The sequence below is a fragment of the Collinsella aerofaciens genome, from assembly GCF_001405375.1.
Classification (GTDB): domain Bacteria; phylum Actinomycetota; class Coriobacteriia; order Coriobacteriales; family Coriobacteriaceae; genus Collinsella; species Collinsella aerofaciens_F.
The window spans coordinates 1-21,455 of the sequence record NZ_CYYP01000004.1 but is presented as its reverse complement, the minus strand read 5'-3'; the positions used below and the strand labels follow the sequence as shown (position 1 = coordinate 21,455).

At 60.4% G+C, this 21,455-nt stretch carries 20 protein-coding genes and 2 tRNA genes; 2 read left to right on the top strand and 20 right to left on the bottom strand.

From position 1 onward, the window contains the following. A partial coding sequence (locus tag ARB25_RS03045; RefSeq protein WP_055285682.1) for an Nramp family divalent metal transporter occupies positions 1–1,225 on the top strand: 1,225 nt, incomplete at its 5' end. Between the two features lie 151 nt (positions 1,226–1,376). Here ARB25_RS03045 and ARB25_RS03040 read toward each other — a convergent pair. The 6 genes from ARB25_RS03040 to ARB25_RS03015 all read right to left on the bottom strand — a co-directional run bounded on the left by ARB25_RS03040 (position 1,377) and on the right by ARB25_RS03015 (position 3,959). Then, entirely contained in the window at positions 1,377–1,520 is a 144-nt protein-coding gene (locus tag ARB25_RS03040; protein WP_035137395.1) for a rubredoxin-like domain-containing protein, read from the bottom strand. 88 nt (positions 1,521–1,608) lie between these two features. Beyond that, positions 1,609–2,112, bottom strand: a complete 504-nt coding sequence (locus tag ARB25_RS03035) for a flavin reductase family protein (protein WP_055285680.1) — start codon at positions 2,110–2,112, stop codon at positions 1,609–1,611. Between the two features lie 207 nt (positions 2,113–2,319). Next, positions 2,320–2,790 carry an SsrA-binding protein SmpB gene (gene smpB, locus ARB25_RS03030; protein ID WP_006235325.1) on the bottom strand — a complete coding sequence of 157 codons (471 nt, stop codon included), beginning with the start codon at positions 2,788–2,790 and terminating at the stop codon, positions 2,320–2,322. Continuing rightward, complete coding sequence (locus ARB25_RS03025; RefSeq protein WP_055285679.1) at positions 2,780–3,697, bottom strand: tetratricopeptide repeat protein; 918 nt, start codon at positions 3,695–3,697, stop codon at positions 2,780–2,782. The genes smpB and ARB25_RS03025 overlap by 11 nt, the downstream gene beginning before the upstream one ends. 94 nt (positions 3,698–3,791) lie before the next feature. Then, positions 3,792–3,868: transfer RNA gene (locus ARB25_RS03020), tRNA-Glu, on the bottom strand. Between the two features lie 17 nt (positions 3,869–3,885). After that, positions 3,886–3,959 (bottom strand) — tRNA-Gln (locus tag ARB25_RS03015). Between the two features lie 275 nt (positions 3,960–4,234). Here ARB25_RS03015 and ARB25_RS03010 point away from each other — a divergent pair. Then, positions 4,235–4,645, top strand: a complete 411-nt coding sequence (locus tag ARB25_RS03010; protein ID WP_055285677.1) for a hypothetical protein — start codon at positions 4,235–4,237, stop codon at positions 4,643–4,645. Positions 4,646–4,840: 195 nt separating this feature from the next. On the opposite strand, the gene ARB25_RS03005 is transcribed toward ARB25_RS03010, so the two are convergent. The 14 genes from ARB25_RS03005 to ARB25_RS02940 form a co-directional block, all read right to left on the bottom strand. After that, positions 4,841–5,200, bottom strand: coding sequence for an arsenate reductase family protein (locus tag ARB25_RS03005; protein WP_055285675.1), 360 nt, complete (start codon positions 5,198–5,200; stop codon positions 4,841–4,843). Between the two features lie 122 nt (positions 5,201–5,322). Continuing rightward, complete coding sequence (locus ARB25_RS03000; protein WP_055285673.1) at positions 5,323–5,904, bottom strand: VanZ family protein; 582 nt, start codon at positions 5,902–5,904, stop codon at positions 5,323–5,325. A 104-nt stretch (positions 5,905–6,008) separates the two neighbouring features. Continuing rightward, on the bottom strand, positions 6,009–6,614 hold the full coding sequence (locus ARB25_RS02995) for a recombinase family protein (RefSeq protein ID WP_055285671.1): 606 nt from the start codon (positions 6,612–6,614) through the stop codon (positions 6,009–6,011). A gap of 176 nt (positions 6,615–6,790) precedes the next feature. Further along, on the bottom strand, positions 6,791–8,926 hold the full coding sequence (locus ARB25_RS02990) for a ribonuclease R family protein (protein ID WP_055285669.1): 2,136 nt from the start codon (positions 8,924–8,926) through the stop codon (positions 6,791–6,793). A 123-nt stretch (positions 8,927–9,049) separates the two neighbouring features. Further along, a complete protein-coding gene (gene ftsX, locus ARB25_RS02985) occupies positions 9,050–9,970 on the bottom strand; it encodes a permease-like cell division protein FtsX (RefSeq protein ID WP_006235311.1) in 921 nt (306 codons plus the stop codon). Then, positions 9,957–11,177 (bottom strand): cell division ATP-binding protein FtsE, encoded by a 1,221-nt coding sequence (ftsE, locus tag ARB25_RS02980; protein WP_055285667.1) that lies wholly within the window; start codon positions 11,175–11,177, stop codon positions 9,957–9,959. Before ftsE ends, ftsX begins: the two co-directional genes overlap by 14 nt. A gap of 504 nt (positions 11,178–11,681) precedes the next feature. Then, positions 11,682–12,623, bottom strand: coding sequence for a transketolase family protein (locus tag ARB25_RS02975; RefSeq protein ID WP_055285665.1), 942 nt, complete (start codon positions 12,621–12,623; stop codon positions 11,682–11,684). 1 nt (position 12,624) lies between these two features. Beyond that, positions 12,625–13,455 carry a transketolase gene (locus ARB25_RS02970; RefSeq protein ID WP_055285663.1) on the bottom strand — a complete coding sequence of 277 codons (831 nt, stop codon included), beginning with the start codon at positions 13,453–13,455 and terminating at the stop codon, positions 12,625–12,627. A 208-nt stretch (positions 13,456–13,663) separates the two neighbouring features. After that, positions 13,664–14,554, bottom strand: coding sequence for a YitT family protein (locus ARB25_RS02965; protein WP_035137417.1), 891 nt, complete (start codon positions 14,552–14,554; stop codon positions 13,664–13,666). A gap of 167 nt (positions 14,555–14,721) precedes the next feature. Then, complete coding sequence (gene prfB / locus ARB25_RS02960) at positions 14,722–15,870, bottom strand: peptide chain release factor 2 (RefSeq protein ID WP_055285661.1); 1,149 nt, start codon at positions 15,868–15,870, stop codon at positions 14,722–14,724. Continuing rightward, the gene (gene secA / locus ARB25_RS02955) at positions 15,870–18,677 is read right to left on the bottom strand and encodes a preprotein translocase subunit SecA (protein ID WP_055285659.1); all 2,808 of its coding nucleotides are present in this window, start codon (positions 18,675–18,677) and stop codon (positions 15,870–15,872) included. The genes prfB and secA overlap by 1 nt, the downstream gene beginning before the upstream one ends. Before the next feature lie 307 nt (positions 18,678–18,984). Further along, positions 18,985–19,410 carry a 50S ribosomal protein L31 gene (gene rpmE / locus ARB25_RS02950; RefSeq protein ID WP_055285657.1) on the bottom strand — a complete coding sequence of 142 codons (426 nt, stop codon included), beginning with the start codon at positions 19,408–19,410 and terminating at the stop codon, positions 18,985–18,987. Positions 19,411–19,777: 367 nt separating this feature from the next. Beyond that, a complete protein-coding gene (locus ARB25_RS02945) occupies positions 19,778–20,122 on the bottom strand; it encodes a hypothetical protein (protein WP_055285655.1) in 345 nt (114 codons plus the stop codon). Between the two features lies 1 nt (position 20,123). Beyond that, positions 20,124–21,455: ABC transporter ATP-binding protein (locus ARB25_RS02940; protein WP_055285653.1), on the bottom strand; the 1,332-nt coding region annotated here is incomplete at its 5' end.

Sequence of the window (21,455 nt, the reverse complement as noted above, 5' to 3'; positions counted from 1 at the left end):
CCGGCGCACCGGTGGTCACGGAGGCCTAGACATTGCACGGCATATCGGCCCCGGGCTGCTCGTGACCGTCGGCTTTATCGACCCGGGCAACTGGGCCTCCAATATGGCCGCCGGCTCGCAGTTTGGCTACGCGCTGCTGTGGATCGTCACGCTGTCCACGATCATGCTCATCGTGCTGCAGCACAACGCGGCGCACCTGGGTATCGCCACGGGCGCCTGTCTCGCCGAGGCCACGACCCGCTTTCTCCCCCGCATCGTGGGACGCGCGGTGCTCGGCAGCGCCTATCTCGCTACGATCGCCACCGCCATGGCAGAGGTCCTGGGCGGTGCGATTGCGCTCCAGATGCTCTTTGGGCTGCCCGTGCGTGCGGGCTGCGTCATCGTGGCGGCAGTATCGATGGCGATGCTCATGACGAACTCCTACAAGCGCGCCGAACGCTGGATCATCGCCTTCGTCGGCGTGGTAGGACTCTCGTTTTTGGCCGAGCTTGCACTAGTCAAGGTCGACTGGCCGCAAGCCACCGCAAGCTGGATCACGCCCAGTATGCCCACTGGCTCAGCCGCGATTATCGTGAGTGTCCTGGGTGCGGTCGTTATGCCCCACAACCTTTTTCTGCACTCCGAGGTCATCCAATCCATGCACTTCGAAGGCCAAGGCGAGCAAGTTATCGAGGAACGTCTGCGCTACGAGCTCTTCGACACGCTCTTTTCGATGGGCGTGGGCTGGGCAATCAACTCGGCCATGGTCATCCTGGCCGCAACGACCTTCTTTGCGCACAGCATTGTCGTAGACGACCTCGCCGTCGCAGCGGCCACGCTCTCCCCCATCTTGGGCCCGGCGAGCTCGACCATCTTTGCGGTAGCGCTGCTGTTCGCGGGACTATCGAGCAGCGTGACAGCGGGCATGGCGGCAGGCACCATCACCGCGGGCATGTTCGACGAGGAATACGACATCCACGACCGACATTCCTCGATCGGGGTGGCGGCCTGTTTCGTCGGCGCAGTGACGGCGTGCCTGGTCGTCCCAAATCCTTTTGAAGGTCTCATCTGGAGTCAGGCATTGTTGTCGCTTCAGTTGCCGATTACGGTCTTTGTGCTCATACGACTCACCAGTTCGCGCCGCGTCATGGGCAAATACGCCAACTCGCGCCCGCTCAACGCGCTGCTCGTAGGGATCGGCGTCATCGTGACGATTCTCGACATCGTGCTGCTAACGGGAATGTAATTGAGATGGCGTGACTGTCCAGATATAACGTCTTAATCTGTAACACGTGAGACCGTTTTAAACCGTCAGATAAATCAAAAGGGTCCCGGCCGAGAATTCGACCGGGACCCTTGGACAGAGCTATGTTTGGCTTTCGCCGTGTGCCTGCGAGTTACTCCTCGACGAGCTCAAACTGATCGGGACCGACGCCGCACACCGGGCACACGTAATCCTCGGGCAGCTCGGGCGTGTCGACCTCAACCTCGTAACCGCAAACGGTGCACACAAACTTATACGTCTTCTTTTCCTCAGCCATGATGTTCTCCTCTCGAACGTGACTGCTGGTGTACTTACTTATTAGTATATATTCTCAATAGTATAATGCAAGTATTTTTAGAACATTTCTAGCCTTGATACGACGAGGCTTTGGGCGGCGTCTTGCCCTTTAGCACCTTGTGATAGTAGTCGTACGTCAGCGGCGTCTCGTCGCTCAGGCGCTCGGCATCCTCGACCTCGCCAATAAACAGCAGATGCGTGCCCACATCCACAGTGTCGATCAAACGGCAGCTAAACAGGGCCGCCGCATGCTCGGGCACATAGGGCATGCCCAGAGCCGTCTCGCGGGTCTCGTATTTGGCAAACTTGTCATAATCGCTGCTGGTGCGGAACCCAAAGTTGCCGATATAGAGCATGTCGGCGGTCTGGTCAATCACGGTCAGCGCAAAAGCCTTAGCCGATGCGATTACGCCGGACGTGACATTATCCTTGTTCACGGCAACCGAGATGCGCGCCGGGGCGGATGTCACCTGCACCGCTGTGTTGATAACGCAGCCGGCACGCAGCCCGTCTGCCGCAGCGCTCACCACGTACAGACCGCTCGGCATGGTAAAGAACGCAGTTTTGTCCATAACGATCACTCCCCTAGCTCGGGTTGGAACCTCATGGATGTATGTACCCACAAAAAAAGGCGGCACCCATAACGGACGCCGCCTTTGAGACATATGTGTCAGAACAGTAAGAAAGATGAGACGCCCGCAGTTGCGGTGAAATAGGGACTGAATAGCCCCTCAAACAGGCAAAACAGTCCGTATTCCACCGCAACTTATGCAGAGTGCCTAACGGTTGCGTTCCTTAAGGGCGCGATCGATCTCGCGTTGGACATCACGCTTGGCCATGTCCTCGCGCTTGTCGTAGAGCTTCTTGCCGCGACCCAGACCCAGCAGCAGCTTTACGCGGCCGTCGGTATTAAAGTAGAGCTCCAACGGAACCAGCGCATAACCACGGTTGCGAAGTTTGCCGTCAAGAAAGTCGATCTCCTTGCGGTGCAGCAGCAGACGACGCCGACGGTCGGGATCGCGATTCCACACGCCACCATGGCTATAAGGGTGGATATGCAGTCCGACGAGCCAGCACTCCCCGCCGCGGATCAGCGCGAAGGTATCGGTGATCTGGCAGGCGCGCTCGCGAATCGACTTGACCTCGGTGCCGCTCAGTTCAATGCCGCATTCGAACGTCTCATCGATAAAGTACTCGTGATGCGCCGAGCGATTCTTGGAAATGAGCTTGCGCTCGCGCTTACTGGGCATCGCCGGCCTCCTTGGCGCCATCGGCGTTTGAGCCCGCAGCCTCGCGCTTTGCCTTGCGCTCGGCATTGAGCTCAGCATCGCTCTCGCGCACCAGCTTGATAATCGCCGCGCAGGCCTCCTCGCCCACCAGGTCGCGGGCGCGCACCGTCAGGCGCGTCGCCTCCTGTTTGTCGCCGTCGCTTGCAGCATCGGTCGCGCACATAATCAGGCAGATGGCAATCTCGGCCGAAGGTGAGGTCGGAACGCCCTGCAGGGCCAGTTCACCCATCACGTGCTCGTCGCTCTCCCCGGCGGCATCCGGATAGGTGGTATGGATCTTGTTGAGCAGGCGCGTCGTATGCGCATCGTTGGGCGCCAGGCGCAGCGCCAGACGCGCACAACCCACGGCGGCAGAAACATTCTCGGTCTCGGGCTCCAAAAAGTACTGGCCCAAGTTGGCGTAGGCGCGGGCGGCGCACTTGCCGTCGCTCGCGCGCTCCAGCACCGAGAACGAGAGCGATGCCCATTCCTGCTTGTCCTCGAGTGCGCGGAACAGCTCAGCCAAATCCAAGCGATAGTTGCAGTTCATGGGGTCCCAACGCACAGCCTGCATCAGGGCATTACGAGCGCTCACATAATCCTGCTGGCGAATGTAGGCAAACGCCATGTCAGAGTACAGGCGGTCAAACGGCACCTCGACCTGCACGAGCTCGCGCGGATCCTTCTCCACGCGGCGATAGGCCAAGCGCTCAAACTTGCTATCGAAGCTAAAGAATTGGCGCTTCTCCTCCGTCTTGCACTCAGCGTCGATATACTCCTCGGCGAGCTCCACCAGACGCTCCAGCAGCGGCGTCGCCGTAGCCAGGTCGCCCTGCGCCAGATAGTTCTCGGCATACGTGATGTCTTGCAAGCTGATGGGCAGATCCATGGCTACTCCTCGATCTGAGCGAAACACGGCAGGCGCCGTATATACGGTCAATACACAAAACCCGGGTCTCTTACGAGGCCCGGGCGTTCAATTTTGGTAGCCCGTACCAGATTCGAACTGGTGATCTCCGCCTTGAGAGGGCGGCGTCCTAAACCGCTAGACGAACGGGCCATATGTAGCAAATGCAATGGCTGGGATGGAGGGAGTCGAACCCCCATTGACGGAACCAGAATCCGCTGTCCTGCCATTAGACGACATCCCAATGACTGCATCGCTGCGCTCGGCTGTGCCTTTGCGCAAGAAAGAAATATACGGGAAGTCTCGCCGTGACGCAAGCCCCAATTTTGACTTTTTTGAAATTCAGTCAAATTGGCCTAATTTAGTCCAACCCGTGAAGGACCTGTGAAGCACCAGCAACACCTACGGCGTCAAAGCCCGTAAAACATCCCACATCTACCGCTGGTAGATTACAACAATGCAGCACTCACGGCTGATGGCACAATCGAACCGTCATCATTGCACGGATATCGAGGCACCATGGACGAAGAGCTTGATTACCTATGGGAGACCCTGGGCCTCGAGATCACTGCTGACCTTTGGCCCGAACGGGACAAAATCCATCCCACACTGCGCCCCGCCATCACGGTGATGCAGGCAAAATACCGCCGTGCATCCTTTTTGATCATGCGGGTGTCATGGCACGCGGGACTCCCCGACCTTAAGCGAATCCAGGCAAGCCTCGTCGAGCTGTCCGGTATGCCGACCGTCATATCCGAGGCGCACCTGGAGCAGCGCCAGCGCGAGCGACTGCAACAGCAGCGGATTCCCTTTATCTGCCCCGGCGTTCAGGCATATCTGCCCTTTATGGACGAGGAGTACTGGAGCGGCAAGCCCAACAAGCACGTAAAGATCTACGATCCGCACGAATGGGCACAGCTTGAGGATTAGCGCATATGCCCGCCAACCGGAAAGCTCATCCCGGAATTTACGTCCAGAACGGGACGCGCTTTCCCCTAGAGGCCCCAAACGGAAACCGTATCCCAGATTTCGCGCTCAAACTGGGATACGGTTTCCGCTAGCCCCTTCAACCGGAAACTGCGTCCCGGAATCCGAGCTCAAAACGGGTCGCACTTTCCGCAGCCGCTACAGCAACGCCTCGGCCCAAGCCGCTTCCCTAAAGCCGGGAATCGCAAAGTCGTCGCCCACCAGCAGCGGACGCTTGACCAGCATGCCGTCGGTCGCCAGCAGCTCGTAGCACTCCTGATCCGTCATGCCCGCATCCAGACGCGCCTTCAGGCCCAGCTCTCGATATTTCATGCCCGACGAATTAAAGAAGCGCCGCACCGGCAGCCCCGAACGAGCAATCCAGGTCGCAAGCTCATCAGCCGTGGGATTGTCCAAAACGATATCGCGATCGATATACTCTACCCCATGTTCGTCCAGCCATGCCTTGGCCTTCTTACAGGTCGAGCACTTGGGATATTCAACAAACAATACCGCCATGGGATTTCCTTTCTTAGAGAAAACAGGTGTCTGGAAAACTGCACATCGACGACCACTCGCGATTGCAGCCGTTATTGTAGTCAATGTCGAAGCATAGACAGTCGCGATGTCTCGTCTTAAGGCTAGCGCCTCGCATGGGCGCCGATCGGCCGAATCGCATGGCGCACCAACGCCGCTGCCAGCAATACCAACAGCATGGCGGTGACATAGCCCGCAGCATCGAATCCTAAATCGATAACGTCGAAATGCCTGCCGGGAACAAAGATCTTATGCACCTGATCGCCAACGGAGCAGGCGGCGCAAAAGAGCAATACGGGCACGCAACGGGAACATACGCTCCACGGACGCCTGGAAAGGCAAACCACGACCACCGAGGCGAACAATCCGACGAAGAAAAACTCTACGGTATGGGCGACGCGACGGACGTTTGTGCCCACCCACATGCGAATGGAAGCAAGTCGGCCAGACCGGACAGGCGGGGCAGCCAAATCGGTGCCCCCGGTCATTCCGTTCTCCGCCTGAGCTTCACCCGTGGCATCGACAGCCTGAACGCCCGTAGCCTGGCCCTCCACCACACGCGCGGTAGACTCGCTCAGCAACGACGTCTCCACCGCATTTTGCTCCGTCAGCACCCAGATGCCCGCCAGCGTTGCAGCGAACAGAACGATCGCGGTCCATCCGATTATTTGTTTTACGCGCGCCAAGGGCCAACCTCCTTTTTTGAATATCAGCGAGTGTAGCCCCAAATGGCATCGTCACCGTATCAAAATTTGAATCGCAACAGGAAGCGACAAAGCGACGCAAACCCCTACCCCGCCTCGCGCATCCAGCGATCGAACGTCCCCACGCACACGCCCAGGCACTTTGCTGCCTGGCTGCGGGTAATATCGCCCGCCTCATAGCTATCGCGCACCAGCTCAAACTGAGGAGGACACGGCTTGCGAGGTCGACCGAAACGGACCCCTCGTGCCCGCGCCGCTGCAATTCCCTCCGCTTGGCGCCGATGGATATTCTCGCGCTCCACCTGTGCCACGTAGCTCAGCAGTTGCAGCACAATATCGGCAATCAGGACGTTGGTCACATCTGGCGCGCCGCTGGCCCTAGCGCGCGTGTCAAGCAATGGCATGTCCAACACCACAATGGCAACCCCGAGCTCCTTGGTAATGCGTCGCCATTCCTCAAGAATCTCGGAGTAATTACGGCCAAGTCGGTCGATAGAAAGCACCACCAGCACGTCCCCGTCTCCCAGGACGTGCAGCAGCTCGCGATAACGCGGTCGATCGAAGTCCTTGCCGCTCGCATGGTCGGCATAAATATTCGCCGAGCCCACGCCATAGGCGCCCAGCGCATCCAGCTGCCGATTAAGATTCTGATCGCGCGAACTCACCCGCGCATAACCGTACACCGTCGCCATCTCATCCCCGCTTTCTTGTAAACCTGCCAAAAGGGACAGGTTTATTTTGGTAGGTTTTACCTCTCAAATAGCAGGTAAGCGGGCGGCCGAGCAGACGGCAAGGTAGTCACGATTCAAATGCGAAGGACGGTCCCGAAAGGCCGCCCTCCGCTCCCCCACCATGAGTCGGGATTTGGCTAATGGATAAGCTTAAAGTCCAAGTGCCCACGCGTGGTATTGACGCGCGAGACCTCGACAATCACGCGCTGACCCAGTTCATAGCGAGTCCCCGTGTCGGCGCCCGTCAGCGTAAGCGCGTCCTCGTCAAACTCGAACCACTCGTTGCCCAGGCTCTTGATCGAAACCAAGCCTTCGACCTGCGTTAGGTCCAAGCGCACAAAGAGGCCCATGCTGCTAACCCACGAGACGGTTCCGGCATAGCGCTCGCCCAGACGGTCCTCATAGTACTGGGCAATCTTGATCTTTTGCGTCGCATGGCTCGCGGCATCTGCCGCGCGCTCGGCATCGCTGCATGCGCGGCAGATCTGCGGCAGAATGCGCGGCAGCGACTCGCGCCCCTTGCCGATCAGCCGCGGCGTACGGACCAAGGCGTCCTTGCCGCCGAGCTGCTCATAGGCCAACTGCAGCTTGAGCACGCGGTGCACCACCAGATCGGGGTAGCGACGGATGGGACTCGTAAAGTGACAGTAGCACGGCGCGGCGAGCGCAAAGTGGCCCTCGTTGCGCGGCTTGTACAGCGCGCGCTGCATGCTGCGCAGAAGCAGCGTGTTAACGAGCGGTGCGTTGGCCGTACCGGCGGCAGCATCAACTGCAGCCTGCAGCTCATCGGGGCTCCCCAGGGCAATACCGGCAGCACGGCGATCGTCGATGATGCCTAGCTGCGCCAGCGCAACGGCGGCACCGTGCAGGCTATCGGGGCTCGGATCCTCATGCACGCGATAGCAGGCCTCGATATCACGGTCTGCCAGCCACTCTGCAACGCACTCGTTGGCGAGCAGCATGGCTTCCTCGATAAGCGACGTGGCGCACGAACGCTCACGCGCCACAATCTGCACGGGTACTCCGTCCTCATCCAACAGAGTACGAATCTCGGCCGTGTCAAAATCGACTGAGCCGCGGGCGCGACGGATACGACGGCGGAGTTCGGCGAGTTCGTTGGCGGCGACAAGGAAATCGCCGAGGTCGACGTTGTAGCCGCGGGCGGCCTCCTCGCACGCAAGACCGCGCTCAAGCGCTTCCTCGCGCGAGGTCTCGGCAGCCGCAACATCCTCAGCGGCGCCTTCCAGCACCGAATACTCAACCGCGCCGGCACGCACCAGCAGCGCCTCGGCGCCGTCATAGTCCATACGCACACGCGAGCGAATCACGCTTGGATACGGATCGTAATGCCGCACGCGACCCTGCGCATCGAGCTCGATATCGACGGTAAACGCAAGACGGTCCTCGTCAGGGCGAAGCGAGCACAGGTCACAGGACAGGCGTTCGGGCAGCATGGGAAGCACGCGATCGGCCAGATACACCGATGTCGTGCGATGGCGAGCCTCAAGATCGATATGCCCGTCCCAAGCCACATAGTGTGAAACGTCGGCGATATGCACACCCAGCTTGTAGCCACCCTCGGGCGTGCGCTCCAACGAAATGGCATCGTCAAAGTCACGCGCGTCGACCGGGTCGATCGTGATGACAAAGCGGTCGCGCAGATCGCGGCGGAGCGGGTCCTTAAGCGCCGCGGACACATCGAGCGAAAGCCCCTCGGCCTCGTCCAGCGCGGCCTCGGGATAGCTATCGGTATAGCCGTAACGCGCCATCACATATTGAACACCCAAATCGGGCGCGTCATCTCCGCCGATGCGGCGTTCGATCGTCACGGTACCCGATTCCAGGCGCGTCGGGTAGGTCAAAATGCGCGCGACAACAGCATCACCCGGGTGGACGCCCAGACGATCCGCCGAGGTATCCTCGGGCAGAATGAAGAAGTCGGCCTTCAGACGCGAATCGAGCGGCTCGATCACACCGAGCGGACCGGCGGTCTGGTACGTGCCCACCACGCTTATGGCTGCGCGCTCAACCACGCCTTCGATCACGGCGCGACGCTCGCCATGCGGGCTGTTCTTAATGCTCACGGCAACGGTATCGCCGTCCATGATCTCACGCTTACCGCGGCCCATGACCTTGTAGTCGCCGTTTTCGGTTACAACGTAGGCGCTGTGCTCATGGAGCTGCACGCGCCCGGTCAGGCTCGGACGGCGTTCGCTGCGCACCGGCCCGCGCTTATTGCGAGCTCCACGCTTATGCTTGTTATTGCGCCCCATGGCGCCTCCTAACTATCGATTGCCGTTTACATCCCAAGAGTCTACCCAAATGATCCCTAGGGGACAAAAAACGGGCCGCCCCATAAGAGACGACCCGTTGGAAGGGATGAATTCCAGGCATGCCTACACGCGCAGGTAGCGGCGCATGGCGATGGCAGAACCAAAGAGACCGATAATCACGCCGACCAGAATCAGCGCAGCATAGGTCACCAGGTAGTACTGCATCGGCAGGGCAAACGACATCCAGCCGATGCTCTCCTGCAGACGCGGAATCATCAGATTGCGCAGCAGCTCCAGAACGCCGATGGAAAGCAGCGAGCCCAAAATGGCCTGCAGCACGCCCTCGGTGATAAACGGGCCGCGAATGAAGCCGTTGCTGGCGCCGACCAGACGCATAATCGCAATCTCACGACGACGCGCCGTGATGGACAGGCGAATCGTGTTGTTGATGAAGATGAATGCGATAAAGGTCAGAAGGCCAACGAGCACCACGGCGGCAATGCGGATGTAGTTGGTCACCTGGAACAGGCGGCTCACTTCCTCCTGGCCGTACAGCACGCTCGCGTTGACGTCGCCGTCATCCGCGATCTTCTGGAAATCGGCATCCTTCTTGAGCTTCTCTGCCGTGCTCTCGACCTTGGACGGATCGTCCATCTCAATTGCAAACGAAGCCGGCAGCGGGTTCTGGCCATCGAGTGCGCTCATGGTGGCGTCGGCGTTGCCCGACATCTTGCTCGTGTACTCGGCCAGCGCATCGTCCTTGTCCTTATAGGTCACGGACTTGACGTTATTCCACGTCTTAAGCTCGGCCTCAAAAGCCTGAACATCGGCCTGATCGGCGTCATCGCTAATGAACGCGTTGATGACAACCTGATCCTCGACGGTGCCGATCACGGAGTTCAGCATCGCGGAGCCCATGATGAACAGGCCGATGATAAACAGCGACAGGAAGATCGTGATGACGGCGCCGAGCGAGGTAGTCCAGTTACGGAAGAAGTGGCTGATTGCCTCTTTGAAGGAGTAGCCCACGTTAGTTGGTGCCATAGTTACCGTAACCTCCCCTCTCCTGGTCGCGGATAACGTGGCCGCCCTCAAGGGCGATCACGCGACGGTGCATGCTATCGACCATCTCGCGGTCGTGCGTGGCGACGATCACGGTGGTGCCGGTGCGGTTAATACGCTCGAGCAGCTTCATGATGCCCAGCGAGATCGCCGGGTCGAGGTTACCCGTGGGCTCGTCGCAGATCAGCAGCGGCGGACGGTTGACCATAGCGCGGGCAACGGCAACGCGCTGCTGCTCGCCACCGGAAAGCTGGTCGGGCAGCGAGTCCATCTGATCGGCCAGGCCGACCAGACGCAGCACCTCGGGCACCTGGCTGCGAATAACGCCCTTGGGCTTGCCGATGCACTGCAGGGCAAACGCCACGTTTTCATAGGCGGTCTTTTGCGGCAGAAGCTTAAAGTCCTGGAACACGGCGCCAATCTGGCGGCGCAGGAACGGAACCTTGCGGTTCTTGATCTTCATGAGGTCCTGACCGGCAACCAGGATGCGGCCGCTCGTCGGCTTGACGTCACGGTTGAGCGTCGACAGCAGCGTGGTCTTACCCGAGCCGGAGTGACCGACCAGGAAGACGAACTCGCCCGGATAGATCTCGATGTTGATGTCGTCGAGTGCAGGCTTGTTGGGCTGTGCCGGATAGATCTTGGTGACATGCTCCATAAGGATGACGGGCTCGACACCGGCCTGCTTGGCCATCTTCTTGCGGCTGGCCTGCGGATCGATGGGCGCAAACACCGACGTAAAATCGGGGTTGTTGAGCGCGTTATCGAGGCTTGCGACCTCGGCGGCCTGATCGCTCTCGACCACCGGGGCAGCAGGCTGCGTGGGGTCGGGAATAGCGGCAAAGAGACCGGACTGCGCAGGCTGAGGAGCCGGCGTCGCAGGGGCCATGGGGTCGGGAATGCCGGCCATGGTAGGCTGCGGCGTGGCGGCGCCAGCCTGAGGCTGCTCCACGCGAGCGGTCACGGCCTGAACGGGCTCAAAACCCGCCGTGCCGGAAAGCGCGACATCGCTGTTGGGATTGTAGGCAAAGGGATCGGATGCCGGCTGTGCCTGATCTGCCGGCTGAGCGGGGGCCTGAGCAACAGGCTGGCCCTCTGAATCCGGAGTGGCGAAACGACTGCCCTGGACGCCTGCCTGCGTCTTGGGGGCATCATCGCCCGCACCGGAGGTACGGAAGTGGTTACCCACTGGTGCTCCTTATCGTCGTGCGTTTAAACTACATGAGCGCTTTGTATTTTAGCAGCATTAGCTTTGCTGCACATAAGAAGCATGGCGTGGTTAGGGATCCCGTCGGCCGGACACAGGGTTACTCTCCAAATCGTCCTCGGACATGTCGGAGCCCCCGCTGCGCGCTTCGCGCGGCGGGGGCTCCTCCGTCCTGCGGAAAGATTTGGAGAGTAACCCTGTGCCCGGCCTGCGATAACTAAGGGGTCGCCGCGTTTATCTTGAGGTGCTGCATATACAAAGCTGGAAGGGTCTGAATTGCGCTTTGTCGATATATGCCCTTTTTCCTGATGGGACCGTGCTTGAGGGGCGTCTTCATGAGTTGCGGTGAAATAGGGACTGTTTTACCAGTTAAAAGGTCTAATCAGTCCCTATTTCACCGCAACTGAAACAGGGGCGCTCTCCAAGAGAGCGCCCCTGCCGGGTTTCCATAGTTCTGGCGAAGCAGTCCTTGAGATCCGCCTTGCCTTATGCCATGAACTCCTTGGTGGTCGCCACGATGTTGGCGGCGTCCAGGCCATACTTGTGCAAGAGCTCGGCACCCGGGCCGGACTCGCCAAAGGTGTCGTTGACGCCGATCTTCTTGAGGGGCGTCGGGCACTGCTCGCACAGGACGTCGGCAACGGCGCTGCCCAGGCCACCGATTACAGAATGCTCCTCGACGGTCACGACGTGGCCGGTCTTGGTGGCGCTCTTGACGATCAGGTCGGCATCGATGGGCTTGATGGTGTGCATGTTGATGACCTCGGCGTCGATGCCCTCGGCAGCGAGCTGCTCGGCGGCCTCGAGAGCCTCGCCGACCATCAGGCCGCAGGCGATGATGGTGACGTCGGCGCCCTCGCGCATGACAATGCCCTTACCCAACTCGAAGTTGTAGGTCTCGGGGTCGTTGATAACCGGCGAGGCCAAACGAGCGAAGCGCATGTACACCGGACCGTCGCACTCGTAGGCGGCGCGCGTCACGGCGCGGGCCTCGACGTCGTCGGCAGGAACGATCACAGTCATGCCGGGGATGACGCGCATGAGGGCGATATCCTCGCAGCACTGGTGCGTGGCACCATCCTCGCCCACCGAGATACCGGCGTGCGTGGCACCAATCTTAACGTTGAGGTGCGGGTAGCCGATGGAGTTACGGACCTGCTCAAAAGCGCGGCCGGCTGCGAACATGGCAAAGGTGCTCGCGAAGGCAACGCGGCCGGTGGTCGCGATACCGGCGGCGACGCCCATCAGGTTGCTCTCGGCGATACCCACGTCGAAGAAGCGGTCGGGGCAGGCGGCCTTGAACTTGCCGGTCTGCGTGGCGGCGGCCAGGTCGGCGTCGAGGACCACAAAGCCATCGTGCTCGTTGGCGAGCTCGACGAGGGCCTCGCCGTAGCTTACACGCGTGGCGATTTTCTTGACGTCTGCCATCCTAGAGCTCCTCTCCGGCGGCCGTGAGCTCTGCCATGGCCTGCTCAAACTGTTCATCGTTGGGGGCCTTGCCGTGCCAACCAACCTGGTTCTCCATAAAGGAAACGCCCTTGCCCTTCATGGTCTCGGCGATGATGGCGGTCGGCTGGCCCTTGGTGGCGCGAGCCTCGGCAAAGGCGGCGCGGATCTGATCGAAATCGTTGCCGTCGGCAAGCTCCACCACGTGGAACTTAAAGGCACGGAACTTGTCGGCGAGCGGCATGGGGTCGTTAACCTCCTCGACGGGGCCGTCGATCTGCAGGCCGTTATGGTCGACGATCACGCAGAGGTTGTCGAGCTGCTGGTTGCCGGCAAACATGGCGGCCTCCCAGACCTGGCCCTCCTCGCTCTCGCCGTCGCCCAGCAGGGCGTAGGTGCGATAGTCGTCGCCCCAGTGCTTGGCGGCAACGGCCATGCCCACGGCGGCGGAGATGCCCTGGCCGAGCGAGCCGGTGGACATGTCGACGCCCGGGGTGTCGTTCATGTTGGGATGACCCTGCAGGTGGCTGCCGATATGGCGCAGCGTCTCGAGATCCTCCTTGGGGAAGAACCCACGCTCGGCGAGCACGGCGTACAGGCCCGGAGCGCAATGGCCCTTGGAGAGCACAAAGCGATCGCGGTCGGCCTTGCGGGGATCGGCCGGGTCGACGTTCATTTCCTCAAAGTACAGATAGGTCATGATGTCGGCAGCGCCGAGCGAACCGCCCGGATGGCCGGACTTGGCAGCGTGCACGCCGGTGACGATGCCCTTCCTTACCTCGTTGGCAACCTTTTTGAGCTCTTCGTCGCTCATTGTGCCTTCCTTTCATCCTCTTTAGACAAGATGCGCACGGCACGGAAAGGTAATCCCAACACAGCCGCAATGCACGTACGTCATTCATTATGCTGGAAACTGATGGCTTTACCAGAGTTTTTATCATTATTTGAACCATTTAGCAGGCAGAACCGCTGATGAAACGGTTTATCAATGTGAACGTCTTTTGGATGGAACGCGATCGACCCTACGCGCTAATGTCCTTGAATCCCTCGCCGAAGGCTTCCGTAACGTCAGCGACCGTCACAATGGCGTGAGGATCGCGCTCGCGCACGATCGTCTTGAGGGTATTGAGCTCTCGACGGCTCACGATGACCATAATCACCGGCTTCTCGGCACCCGAATACATGCCAGTCGCCTTAAACTTGGTACAACCACGACCCAGGCCATACATGATATCGGCAGCGATATCAGGGAACTTGTCCGAGATGATGAGTACCATACGGCGCTTGTTGCCACCATCGACCACGGCATCGATCACGTAGCCGCTAATGACCATCGAAAGGCCTGCATATAGTGCGTTTTCGATTGAAAAGACCGGAGCCGACAGCGCGCAAACGGCAACATCGATCGCCATGACGGTCGAGCCCACGGGCAGTGAGGTATTACGCGAGATGATTTGACCAATCGTGTCCGAGCCGCCGGTGTTGGCGCCAGCGCGCAATACCATGCCGTAACCGATGCCCGTAATAATGCCGCCCCACATAGCGGGAAGCATCAGGTCCGCATCCGCCAGAGGTGCTACAAACGGGGCGAACAGATCGGTAAAGAAGCCCAGCAGCACAAAGCCCGTCGCGGTCTGCACCACGTAGAACATGCCGCCCTCGCGCATAACGACCAACAACAGCAAGGCGTTCATCACGATCGTCTGAATACCAACGGGAAGCGATAGGCCGCGCGATGCACCGACCGCCTGGATAATGGTGGCAAGGCCCGTAACGCCACCGGCAGCAAGGCCGTTGGGGATCAAAAACAGGTCGGTCGCAATAGCGGCCAGAGCGCACCCCAACATAATCTGGGGCAGGTCGTGAAAGAAGTTCATCGATAGAATGCGCTTGATGTCCAGACGATATGCCATGCTGCCTCCCTCAAAAAAGCGCACCCAAACGGATGCGCTTCGAACTTCTTGCTGTATTCGATTCTACCGATTCGCCGGACAAAAACCACCCCTGCGCAGGGTTTGCTCTGGATACAAAACCACCCTGCTGGGAGGGTTTTAATCCATCTCCACATAAACCGGGCGGTTTATGCAGACGGGGTCTCCGCGTCGGCGTTGCCGGTGGCCCAGCGATGGTAGCCAATAACGAACGGGTCCAGGTCGCCATCGTCAAGGACGGCCTCGACATTGCTGGTCTCCACGCCCGTGCGTAGGTCCTTGACCATCTGGTACGGGTAGAGCACGTAGCTGCGGATCTGGTTGCCAAAACCAATCGTGGTTTTGGGTCCGCGAATCTCATCCAGGGCCTCGGCGCGCTTCTCGAGCTCAATCTCGTACAGGCGAGCCTTGAGGATCTGCATGCACGCGGCCTTGTTCTGGATCTGGCTGCGCTCGTTTTGGCAGGTAACCACAATGCCGCTGGGGAAATGCGTCACGCGCACGGCGGAGTCGGTGGTGTTGACGCCCTGACCGCCCGGGCCGCTCGCGTGGTACACGTCCACGCGGATGTCGTCGGGACTGATCTCGATGTCGATATCATCGGGTAGCACGGGGATGACCTCGACGCCGGCAAACGTGGTCTGGCGGCGCTTCTTGTCGTCGGTGGGGCTAATGCGAACCAAGCGGTGGACGCCGGCCTCGGCGCGCAGCATGCCAAATGCGTCCTTGCCCTCGACGGTAAAGGTCGCGCGGTCGATGCCGATGACCTCGGCCGCGGGACAGTCGTTGATGGTGACCTTCCAGCCGCGACGCTGGCAGTACTTCATGTACATCTTAAAGAGCATGAAGGTCCAGTCCTGGGCCTCCAGACCACCCTGTCCGGGCTTGATGGTCACGATGGCATCGCCGTGATCGAACTCACCGGTAAACCAGCTCGAAAGCTCAAGCTCATCGATGGCACGGGCCAGGCGCTCAGCCGTGGCTGCAGCCTCCTCGCGAAGGGCGGCGGCGTCGGGGTCATCCCCCATCTCCTCGGCAAGCTCCAGCGCGGCGCGGGCATCGGAAAGCTCGCCGCGCGCGGTGTCCACGGCAGCGATATCTTCCTTGGTGCGCGCGATCTCCTCCATGGTGGCACGGGCGGCGTCGGCGTCATCCCAAAAGCCAGGGGCAACACTTTTGGCCTCGAGCTCGAACACGCGGGTACGCTTCTCGTCCAGGTGGAGATACGACTCGACCTCACCGAGCCGGTCCGCGAACGCGTCCAGCTCGGCGGGCGTTACCTCTAAAGCCTCAGCCATTAACGATTCCTGCCGTGGCAGTACTTAAACTTCTTGCCGCTACCGCAGGGGCACGGGTCGTTGCGGCCCACGTTGACGTACGGATCGTCGCTCTCGGACTTGCGATAGGTGGTCACCTTGCCACCGTTGTTGACGGCAGCCGGACCACCCTGGACAGCCGTGCGGGCCTGCACCTGCGCCTGCTTGCGCAGCACCGAGTCGCCGTTGTCACCATCGACCTCGGCAGGACCGGAGAAGCGCGCACCCTCGAGCGCGGGCTCCTCCTTGTGCTCCACGGCACGCGGGGCAGCCTTGATCTCGATGCGCAGAACCGTGCGCAGGTAATCCTCATACATGGTATCGACGAGTATCTGGAACGCGCCGTAGGCCTCGGTCTTGTACTCAACCAGCGGGTCGCGCTGGCCAAAGCCGCGCAGGCCGATGCCGGTCTTGAGGTAGTCCATCTCCTGCAGGTAGTTCATCCAGCGGGTATCGATGACGCGCAGCATGACCTGGGTGTTGAGCTCGCGCATCAGGTCCTCACCCAAGCGCTCGGCCTTCATGTTGTAGCACTTCTCCACGTAAGCCAGGACATCGGCAGCCAGGGCCTCATAATCCTCGTCAGGGAACTTCGGCGTATCGATGTGGCCGGTGAGCTCCACAACCCACTTGCGCAGGCCCTCCAGGTCGCGCTCGCCATCGTGACTGTCCTTGGTGCAGAACTCCTGCACGCAGCGGTACACGGTGTCGTGCATGACCTCGGTGATGTGGTCGGTCAGGTCCTTGCCGTCCAGAATCTTATTGCGCTCGGCGTAGATGACCTGGCGCTGCTTGTTCATGACGTCGTCGTACTCAAGGACGCTCTTACGCATGGAGAAGTTGATGCTCTCGACCTTGTGCTGGGCGCTCTCGACGGCCTTGGAGATGATCTTGTGCTGAATGGGCATGTCGTCGCCCATGTCGGCCGTGACCATCATCTTGGAGACGCGGTCCATCTTGTCGCCGCCGAACAGGCGCATGAGGTCGTCCTCGAGCGACAGGTAGAACTGGGTCTCGCCCGGATCGCCCTGACGACCGGAGCGGCCGCGCAGCTGGTTGTCGATACGACGGGACTCGTGGCGCTCGGTTCCGATAACGGTCAGGCCGCCGGCGGCAAGCACGCGCTCGCGCTCGGCCTTGCAGGTCTCCTTGGCCTCGGCGTTAAACTGCTCGAGCTGCTCGGGCGTCACGTCCTCCATGGTCAGGCCCTCGTACTCCAGGCGCTCGCGCACCAGCTCGTCGGGGTTGCCGCCCAGCAGGATGTCGGTACCACGACCGGCCATGTTAGTAGCGATGGTCACGGCGCCGTAGCGTCCGGCCTGGGCAACGATGTGGGCCTCGCGTTCATGGTGCTTGGCGTTGAGGACCTCGTGTGCGATGCCGCGCTTGGTAAGGGCGGCGGACAGCTTCTCGGAGCTCTCGATGGAGACGGTGCCCACCAGGACCGGTTGGCCCTTGGCGTGACGACGCTCAACGTCGTCGGCAACGGCGTTGTACTTGGCCTGAATGGTGCGGTACACCAGGTCCTCGTGGTCCACGCGCTGCACGGGCTTGTTGGAGGGGATGACCTCGACGGGCAGCTTGTAGATCTCGCGGAACTCGGCATCCTCGGTAAGCGCCGTACCGGTCATGCCAGAGAGTTTGTCATACAGACGGAAGTAGTTCTGCAGGGTGATGGTGGCCAGGGTCTGGTTCTCCTCGCGTACGAGCACGCCCTCTTTGGCCTCGATGGCCTGGTGCAGGCCCTCGGAGTAACGGCGGCCTTCCATAATGCGGCCGGTGAACTCGTCGACGATCTTGACCTCGCCGTTGGTGACCACGTACTGTTTATCGCGGTGGAACATGTACTGGGCCTTCAGCGCCTGCTGCAGGTGGTTGACCAGCTGGCCGGAGAGATCGGCATAGATGTCATCGATACCCAGGCGGCGCTCGATTTTCTTAAGGCCGCGCTCGGTGGCGGCGATGGTATGCTTGGCCTCGTCCATGACGTAGTCGCCCGTGGGTTCAGCATCCTCGGTGGCGGTGAGCATGTCGTGCGACACGTCCTCGCCGCGCTCAAGGCCACGCACGGCACGCGCGAAGTCCTTGTAGGTACTGGCGGACTTGGTGCCAGCGCCCGAGATAATGAGCGGCGTCCTGGCCTCATCGATCAGGATGGAGTCGACCTCGTCGACGATGGCGTAGTTGTGGCCGCGCTGTACGCGCTGCTCGGGACGGGTAACCATGTTGTCGCGCAGGTAATCGAAACCGAACTCGGAGTTGGTGCCGTAGGTGACGTCTGCCTGGTAGGCCGGACGCTTGAGCTCGAGCGGCATGTTGTTCTGGAGCAGACCGACGGTCATGCCCAGGTACTTATAGATGCGGCCCATCCACTCGGAGTCGCGCTTGGCAAGGTAATCATTGACAGTAACGACGTGTACGCCTTTGCCGGCAATAGCGTTGAGATAGCCGGCCAACGTGGAGACGAGGGTCTTACCTTCGCCAGTCTTCATCTCAGCAATGTGGCCCTCGTGCAGTGCCATGGCGCCAATGAGCTGCACGTCAAAGTGGCGCATGCCCATGGTGCGCTTGGAAGCCTCACGCACGGTGGCAAAGGCCTCGGGAAGCATGTCGTCGAGCGACTCGCCGTTGGCGTAACGCTCGCGGAACTTATCGGTCTGGCCGCGGAGCTCCTCCTCGGTCATCTTCTCAAACTGGGGCTCAAGACCGTTGATCTGGTCGACGATCTTGTAGTAGCGCTTAAGGTCCTTATCGGATCCAAAGGACAGCAGCTTTGACATGAATCCCATGTGGTTTTCCTTTTTGGCCATCGCCCACGCCGTGCAGCTGCGGGCGAGTTAAACACAGATGATTGTACTTTAGCCAAACAAGGCGCGGCCTATACGGTCGACCTCGACCGCCACGTAATAACTACGACCAACCTGCCAAAAGGGGACTGGTTTATTTTGGCAGTTTTTATCTGGGCAAACGCCGCCTCTCTGCCATTTGGTGCAATGGGGGCAGGTTGGTTTGCACCAATAAAAAGAAAAGGACCGCGCACCCAAACGGATGCACGGCCCTTATGCCATGAATGCGAGTGATTCCGCGGCGAGCTATTTACTCAGCAGCCTCGGTGGTCTCGGCCTCGGCAGCGGTCTCCTCGACGGGAGCCTCTGCGGGAGCCTCGGCGGCCTGCTTGGCAGCCTCCTCGGCAAACTTAGCGGCACGCTTAGCCTTCTCGGCAGCCTTAGCCTCAGCGGCGGCCTTGCGAGCGGCCTCGGCCTCAGCAGCCTTGGCGGCCTTGGCAGCCTTGGCCTCCTCAGCCTTCTTGAGCTGGGCGGCAGCGGCGCCACCGAACTTGTCGGCGAAGCGCTGGACGCGTCCACCGGTGTCGACGAACTTCTGCTGGCCGGTGTAGAACGGATGGCACTCGTTGCAAAGCTCGACCTTCATCTCGGACACGGTAGCGTGCGTCTTGAAGGTGTTGCCGCAGGAGCACGTCACCGTGCACTCGACATACTGGGGATGGATACCCTGCTTCATGGTAGGACTCCTTATTGGTCAGGCGCTGGTTACCGATCAGCGCATAAGGCGTCTTGGTTTCCGACCAAGACAACAAACTTGGCTATGGTACCACGGCGCCGCGTGTCCCACAAAAGGTTCACGGTCTTTTCGGAACGACACGAATCTGACCCATCGAAACACATCTCCACCGTTCCTTCAACTGGGAAAATGCCGTCCCCGGGGCCTGAGAAGGGCCCCGGGGACGTTCGACTGACTGCGGGAACGGCCTTTCCGCTCAATGTGTTCGGCTGAGATCGGAAATCAACCAAACTGAACTAGGTTCAGTTGACATGGTTAAAAACGGGGGCGACGCTTTTGCGTCGCCCCTCGTCCCGGCCGGGTTGCTTTAGTTGTACACGCGGTAGTTACACTTGAACTGGGTTATGTGTCCATAGTGGGAGCCGTACCAACCCGATGTATAGCTGATTGCTTTTGCGCCTAGATATTCGTATCTCTTGTTGTAGCGAAGCTCACGGTAGGTCGTGTCGTACTCTGCTACGTAAAACGCGTCTCCAGAGAAGGCTTTGTACCGGTCTTTAACCGTCGAAGCCATGTACGCGGGTTCGACATCGCCTTTCTCCCCGTTGAGCGCATAGACGGGTGCCGCGATTCCGCATAAAGCCGTTGCCACGAGGATGGCGTAGACAGCCATGCGCGACGCATTGGTCTTCAGCTGTTCAAATAGTTTCATGTCATTCACCTCCCTCGTATGTATCGAGGTATTCCTGCTTGAGCGTCTGCGAGGACGACTCGATCTTTTCCACGAGCGTGCCGGCCTCGATGAAGTAGAACGAGTTGGTGAGGTCTGCCAGGTCGTCGAGCAGGTGGCTTGAGATGAGCACGCTTCGTCCCCGCGCCACCTCGCTGCGCATCGCGTCGCAGGAGGTTTTCCGCTTTCCCGGATCGAGGCCGTTCAGCGGTTCATCGAGGATGAGGTACGGGCAATCGGTCGCTATCGCCATGGCAAGCTTTACCTGCTGCTTCATTCCTGTCGAGAGTTTACGGGTCGGCTTGTCGAGATATGGGGAGATTCCGAGGGAGTCGCAGAGCGAGTCGATGTCGGTGGCCGATTTCCACGCCTCCCTAACGAAAGAGAGGTGCTCGCGGGCCGATAGCGTGGGGTAGAGATCCGCGCCGCCTGAAGAGCTCAGGTAGACGAGTTCTGCAAATTCGGCTGATCGACGTTGGCAGATTCCGTCTGCCGCCAGGCTTCCCGAGCGGATGCGGGTGGGAAATTGGCCCGACAGCGCTTCAAGAAGGGTGGTTTTCCCCGAGCCGTTGGGAGCAACGAGGCCCGCCGCCGTTCCCGGGCTCAGGAAAAGCGACCCGATTGAAAGTATCGTCGTGCTTCCGTATCCCACGCTCGCGTCCAGAAGCTCGAGCCCATGGTGCTTTTTCGCGGGTCCAGGCTGTTTGGGCGAACGTGCCGCAACGGCGCCGACCGCAAAAAAGACCGCGACGTATGCCAGGGCCACGGCAAGCATCGATGCGCTGCCCGAACCGGAGCCAATGAATTCCGTCGGGAAGCATCCCACGTAACCCGTTGCCTCGATAGGCGAGAACACGGCCAGCGGCAGGAGCTCGAGCGCGGCGTTATGCCCCAGTGCCGAATCGGACAGTAACGGGAATGCCGGGGCCGCGACAAGCAGCGCGGAGGCAAGGGGGCCCGCGAGGACGCGCCTCGTTGCGGTCGATAGGACGGCGGAACAAACGGATATCAAGGTTCCGCCCGCAAGCAGCGCGAGAAGCAGGGTCGTGAAGACGTCTCCCGCGGTCGTGGTGGCAAGCGCGCCGTCATGGAAGAAGGCGATCGGGTACCCGATCTGCCCGAATCCGTTTAGGGCCAAGGCGCAAATGCTCCCGGGCGCAAGGCCGGCGAGGAGCATCGCGGTCCCCGCGCCGATTATCGAAAACACGATCTGGATAAGGCGCCGGAATTTGGGCGCGGGCGCCTTCGCCGCCAGGGTCCCGGGCCTTGTGGCGCCGAGCACGAGTATCGACGAGAGAAGGAAGGGGATGAAGGG

Excerpts from the sequence above, each read along its gene's own strand:
- ARB25_RS03040 (WP_035137395.1), bottom strand. The coding sequence starts at position 1,520 with ATGGCTGAGGAAAAGAAGACGTATAAGTTTGTGTGCACCGTTTGCGGT.
- ARB25_RS03035 (WP_055285680.1), bottom strand. The coding sequence starts at position 2,112 with ATGGACAAAACTGCGTTCTTTACCATGCCGAGCGGTCTGTACGTGGTG.
- smpB (WP_006235325.1), bottom strand. The coding sequence starts at position 2,790 with ATGCCCAGTAAGCGCGAGCGCAAGCTCATTTCCAAGAATCGCTCGGCG.
- ARB25_RS03025 (WP_055285679.1), bottom strand. The coding sequence starts at position 3,697 with ATGGATCTGCCCATCAGCTTGCAAGACATCACGTATGCCGAGAACTAT.
- ARB25_RS03010 (WP_055285677.1), top strand. The coding sequence starts at position 4,235 with ATGGACGAAGAGCTTGATTACCTATGGGAGACCCTGGGCCTCGAGATC.
- ARB25_RS03005 (WP_055285675.1), bottom strand. The coding sequence starts at position 5,200 with ATGGCGGTATTGTTTGTTGAATATCCCAAGTGCTCGACCTGTAAGAAG.
- ARB25_RS02995 (WP_055285671.1), bottom strand. The coding sequence starts at position 6,614 with ATGGCGACGGTGTACGGTTATGCGCGGGTGAGTTCGCGCGATCAGAAT.
- ARB25_RS02990 (WP_055285669.1), bottom strand. The coding sequence starts at position 8,926 with ATGGGGCGCAATAACAAGCATAAGCGTGGAGCTCGCAATAAGCGCGGG.
- ftsX (WP_006235311.1), bottom strand. The coding sequence starts at position 9,970 with ATGGCACCAACTAACGTGGGCTACTCCTTCAAAGAGGCAATCAGCCAC.
- ARB25_RS02975 (WP_055285665.1), bottom strand. The coding sequence starts at position 12,623 with ATGGCAGACGTCAAGAAAATCGCCACGCGTGTAAGCTACGGCGAGGCC.
- ARB25_RS02970 (WP_055285663.1), bottom strand. The coding sequence starts at position 13,455 with ATGAGCGACGAAGAGCTCAAAAAGGTTGCCAACGAGGTAAGGAAGGGC.
- ARB25_RS02965 (WP_035137417.1), bottom strand. The coding sequence starts at position 14,554 with ATGGCATATCGTCTGGACATCAAGCGCATTCTATCGATGAACTTCTTT.
- prfB (WP_055285661.1), bottom strand. The coding sequence starts at position 15,870 with ATGGCTGAGGCTTTAGAGGTAACGCCCGCCGAGCTGGACGCGTTCGCG.
- secA (WP_055285659.1), bottom strand. The coding sequence starts at position 18,677 with ATGGGATTCATGTCAAAGCTGCTGTCCTTTGGATCCGATAAGGACCTT.
- rpmE (WP_055285657.1), bottom strand. The coding sequence starts at position 19,410 with ATGAAGCAGGGTATCCATCCCCAGTATGTCGAGTGCACGGTGACGTGC.
- ARB25_RS02945 (WP_055285655.1), bottom strand. The coding sequence starts at position 20,122 with ATGAAACTATTTGAACAGCTGAAGACCAATGCGTCGCGCATGGCTGTC.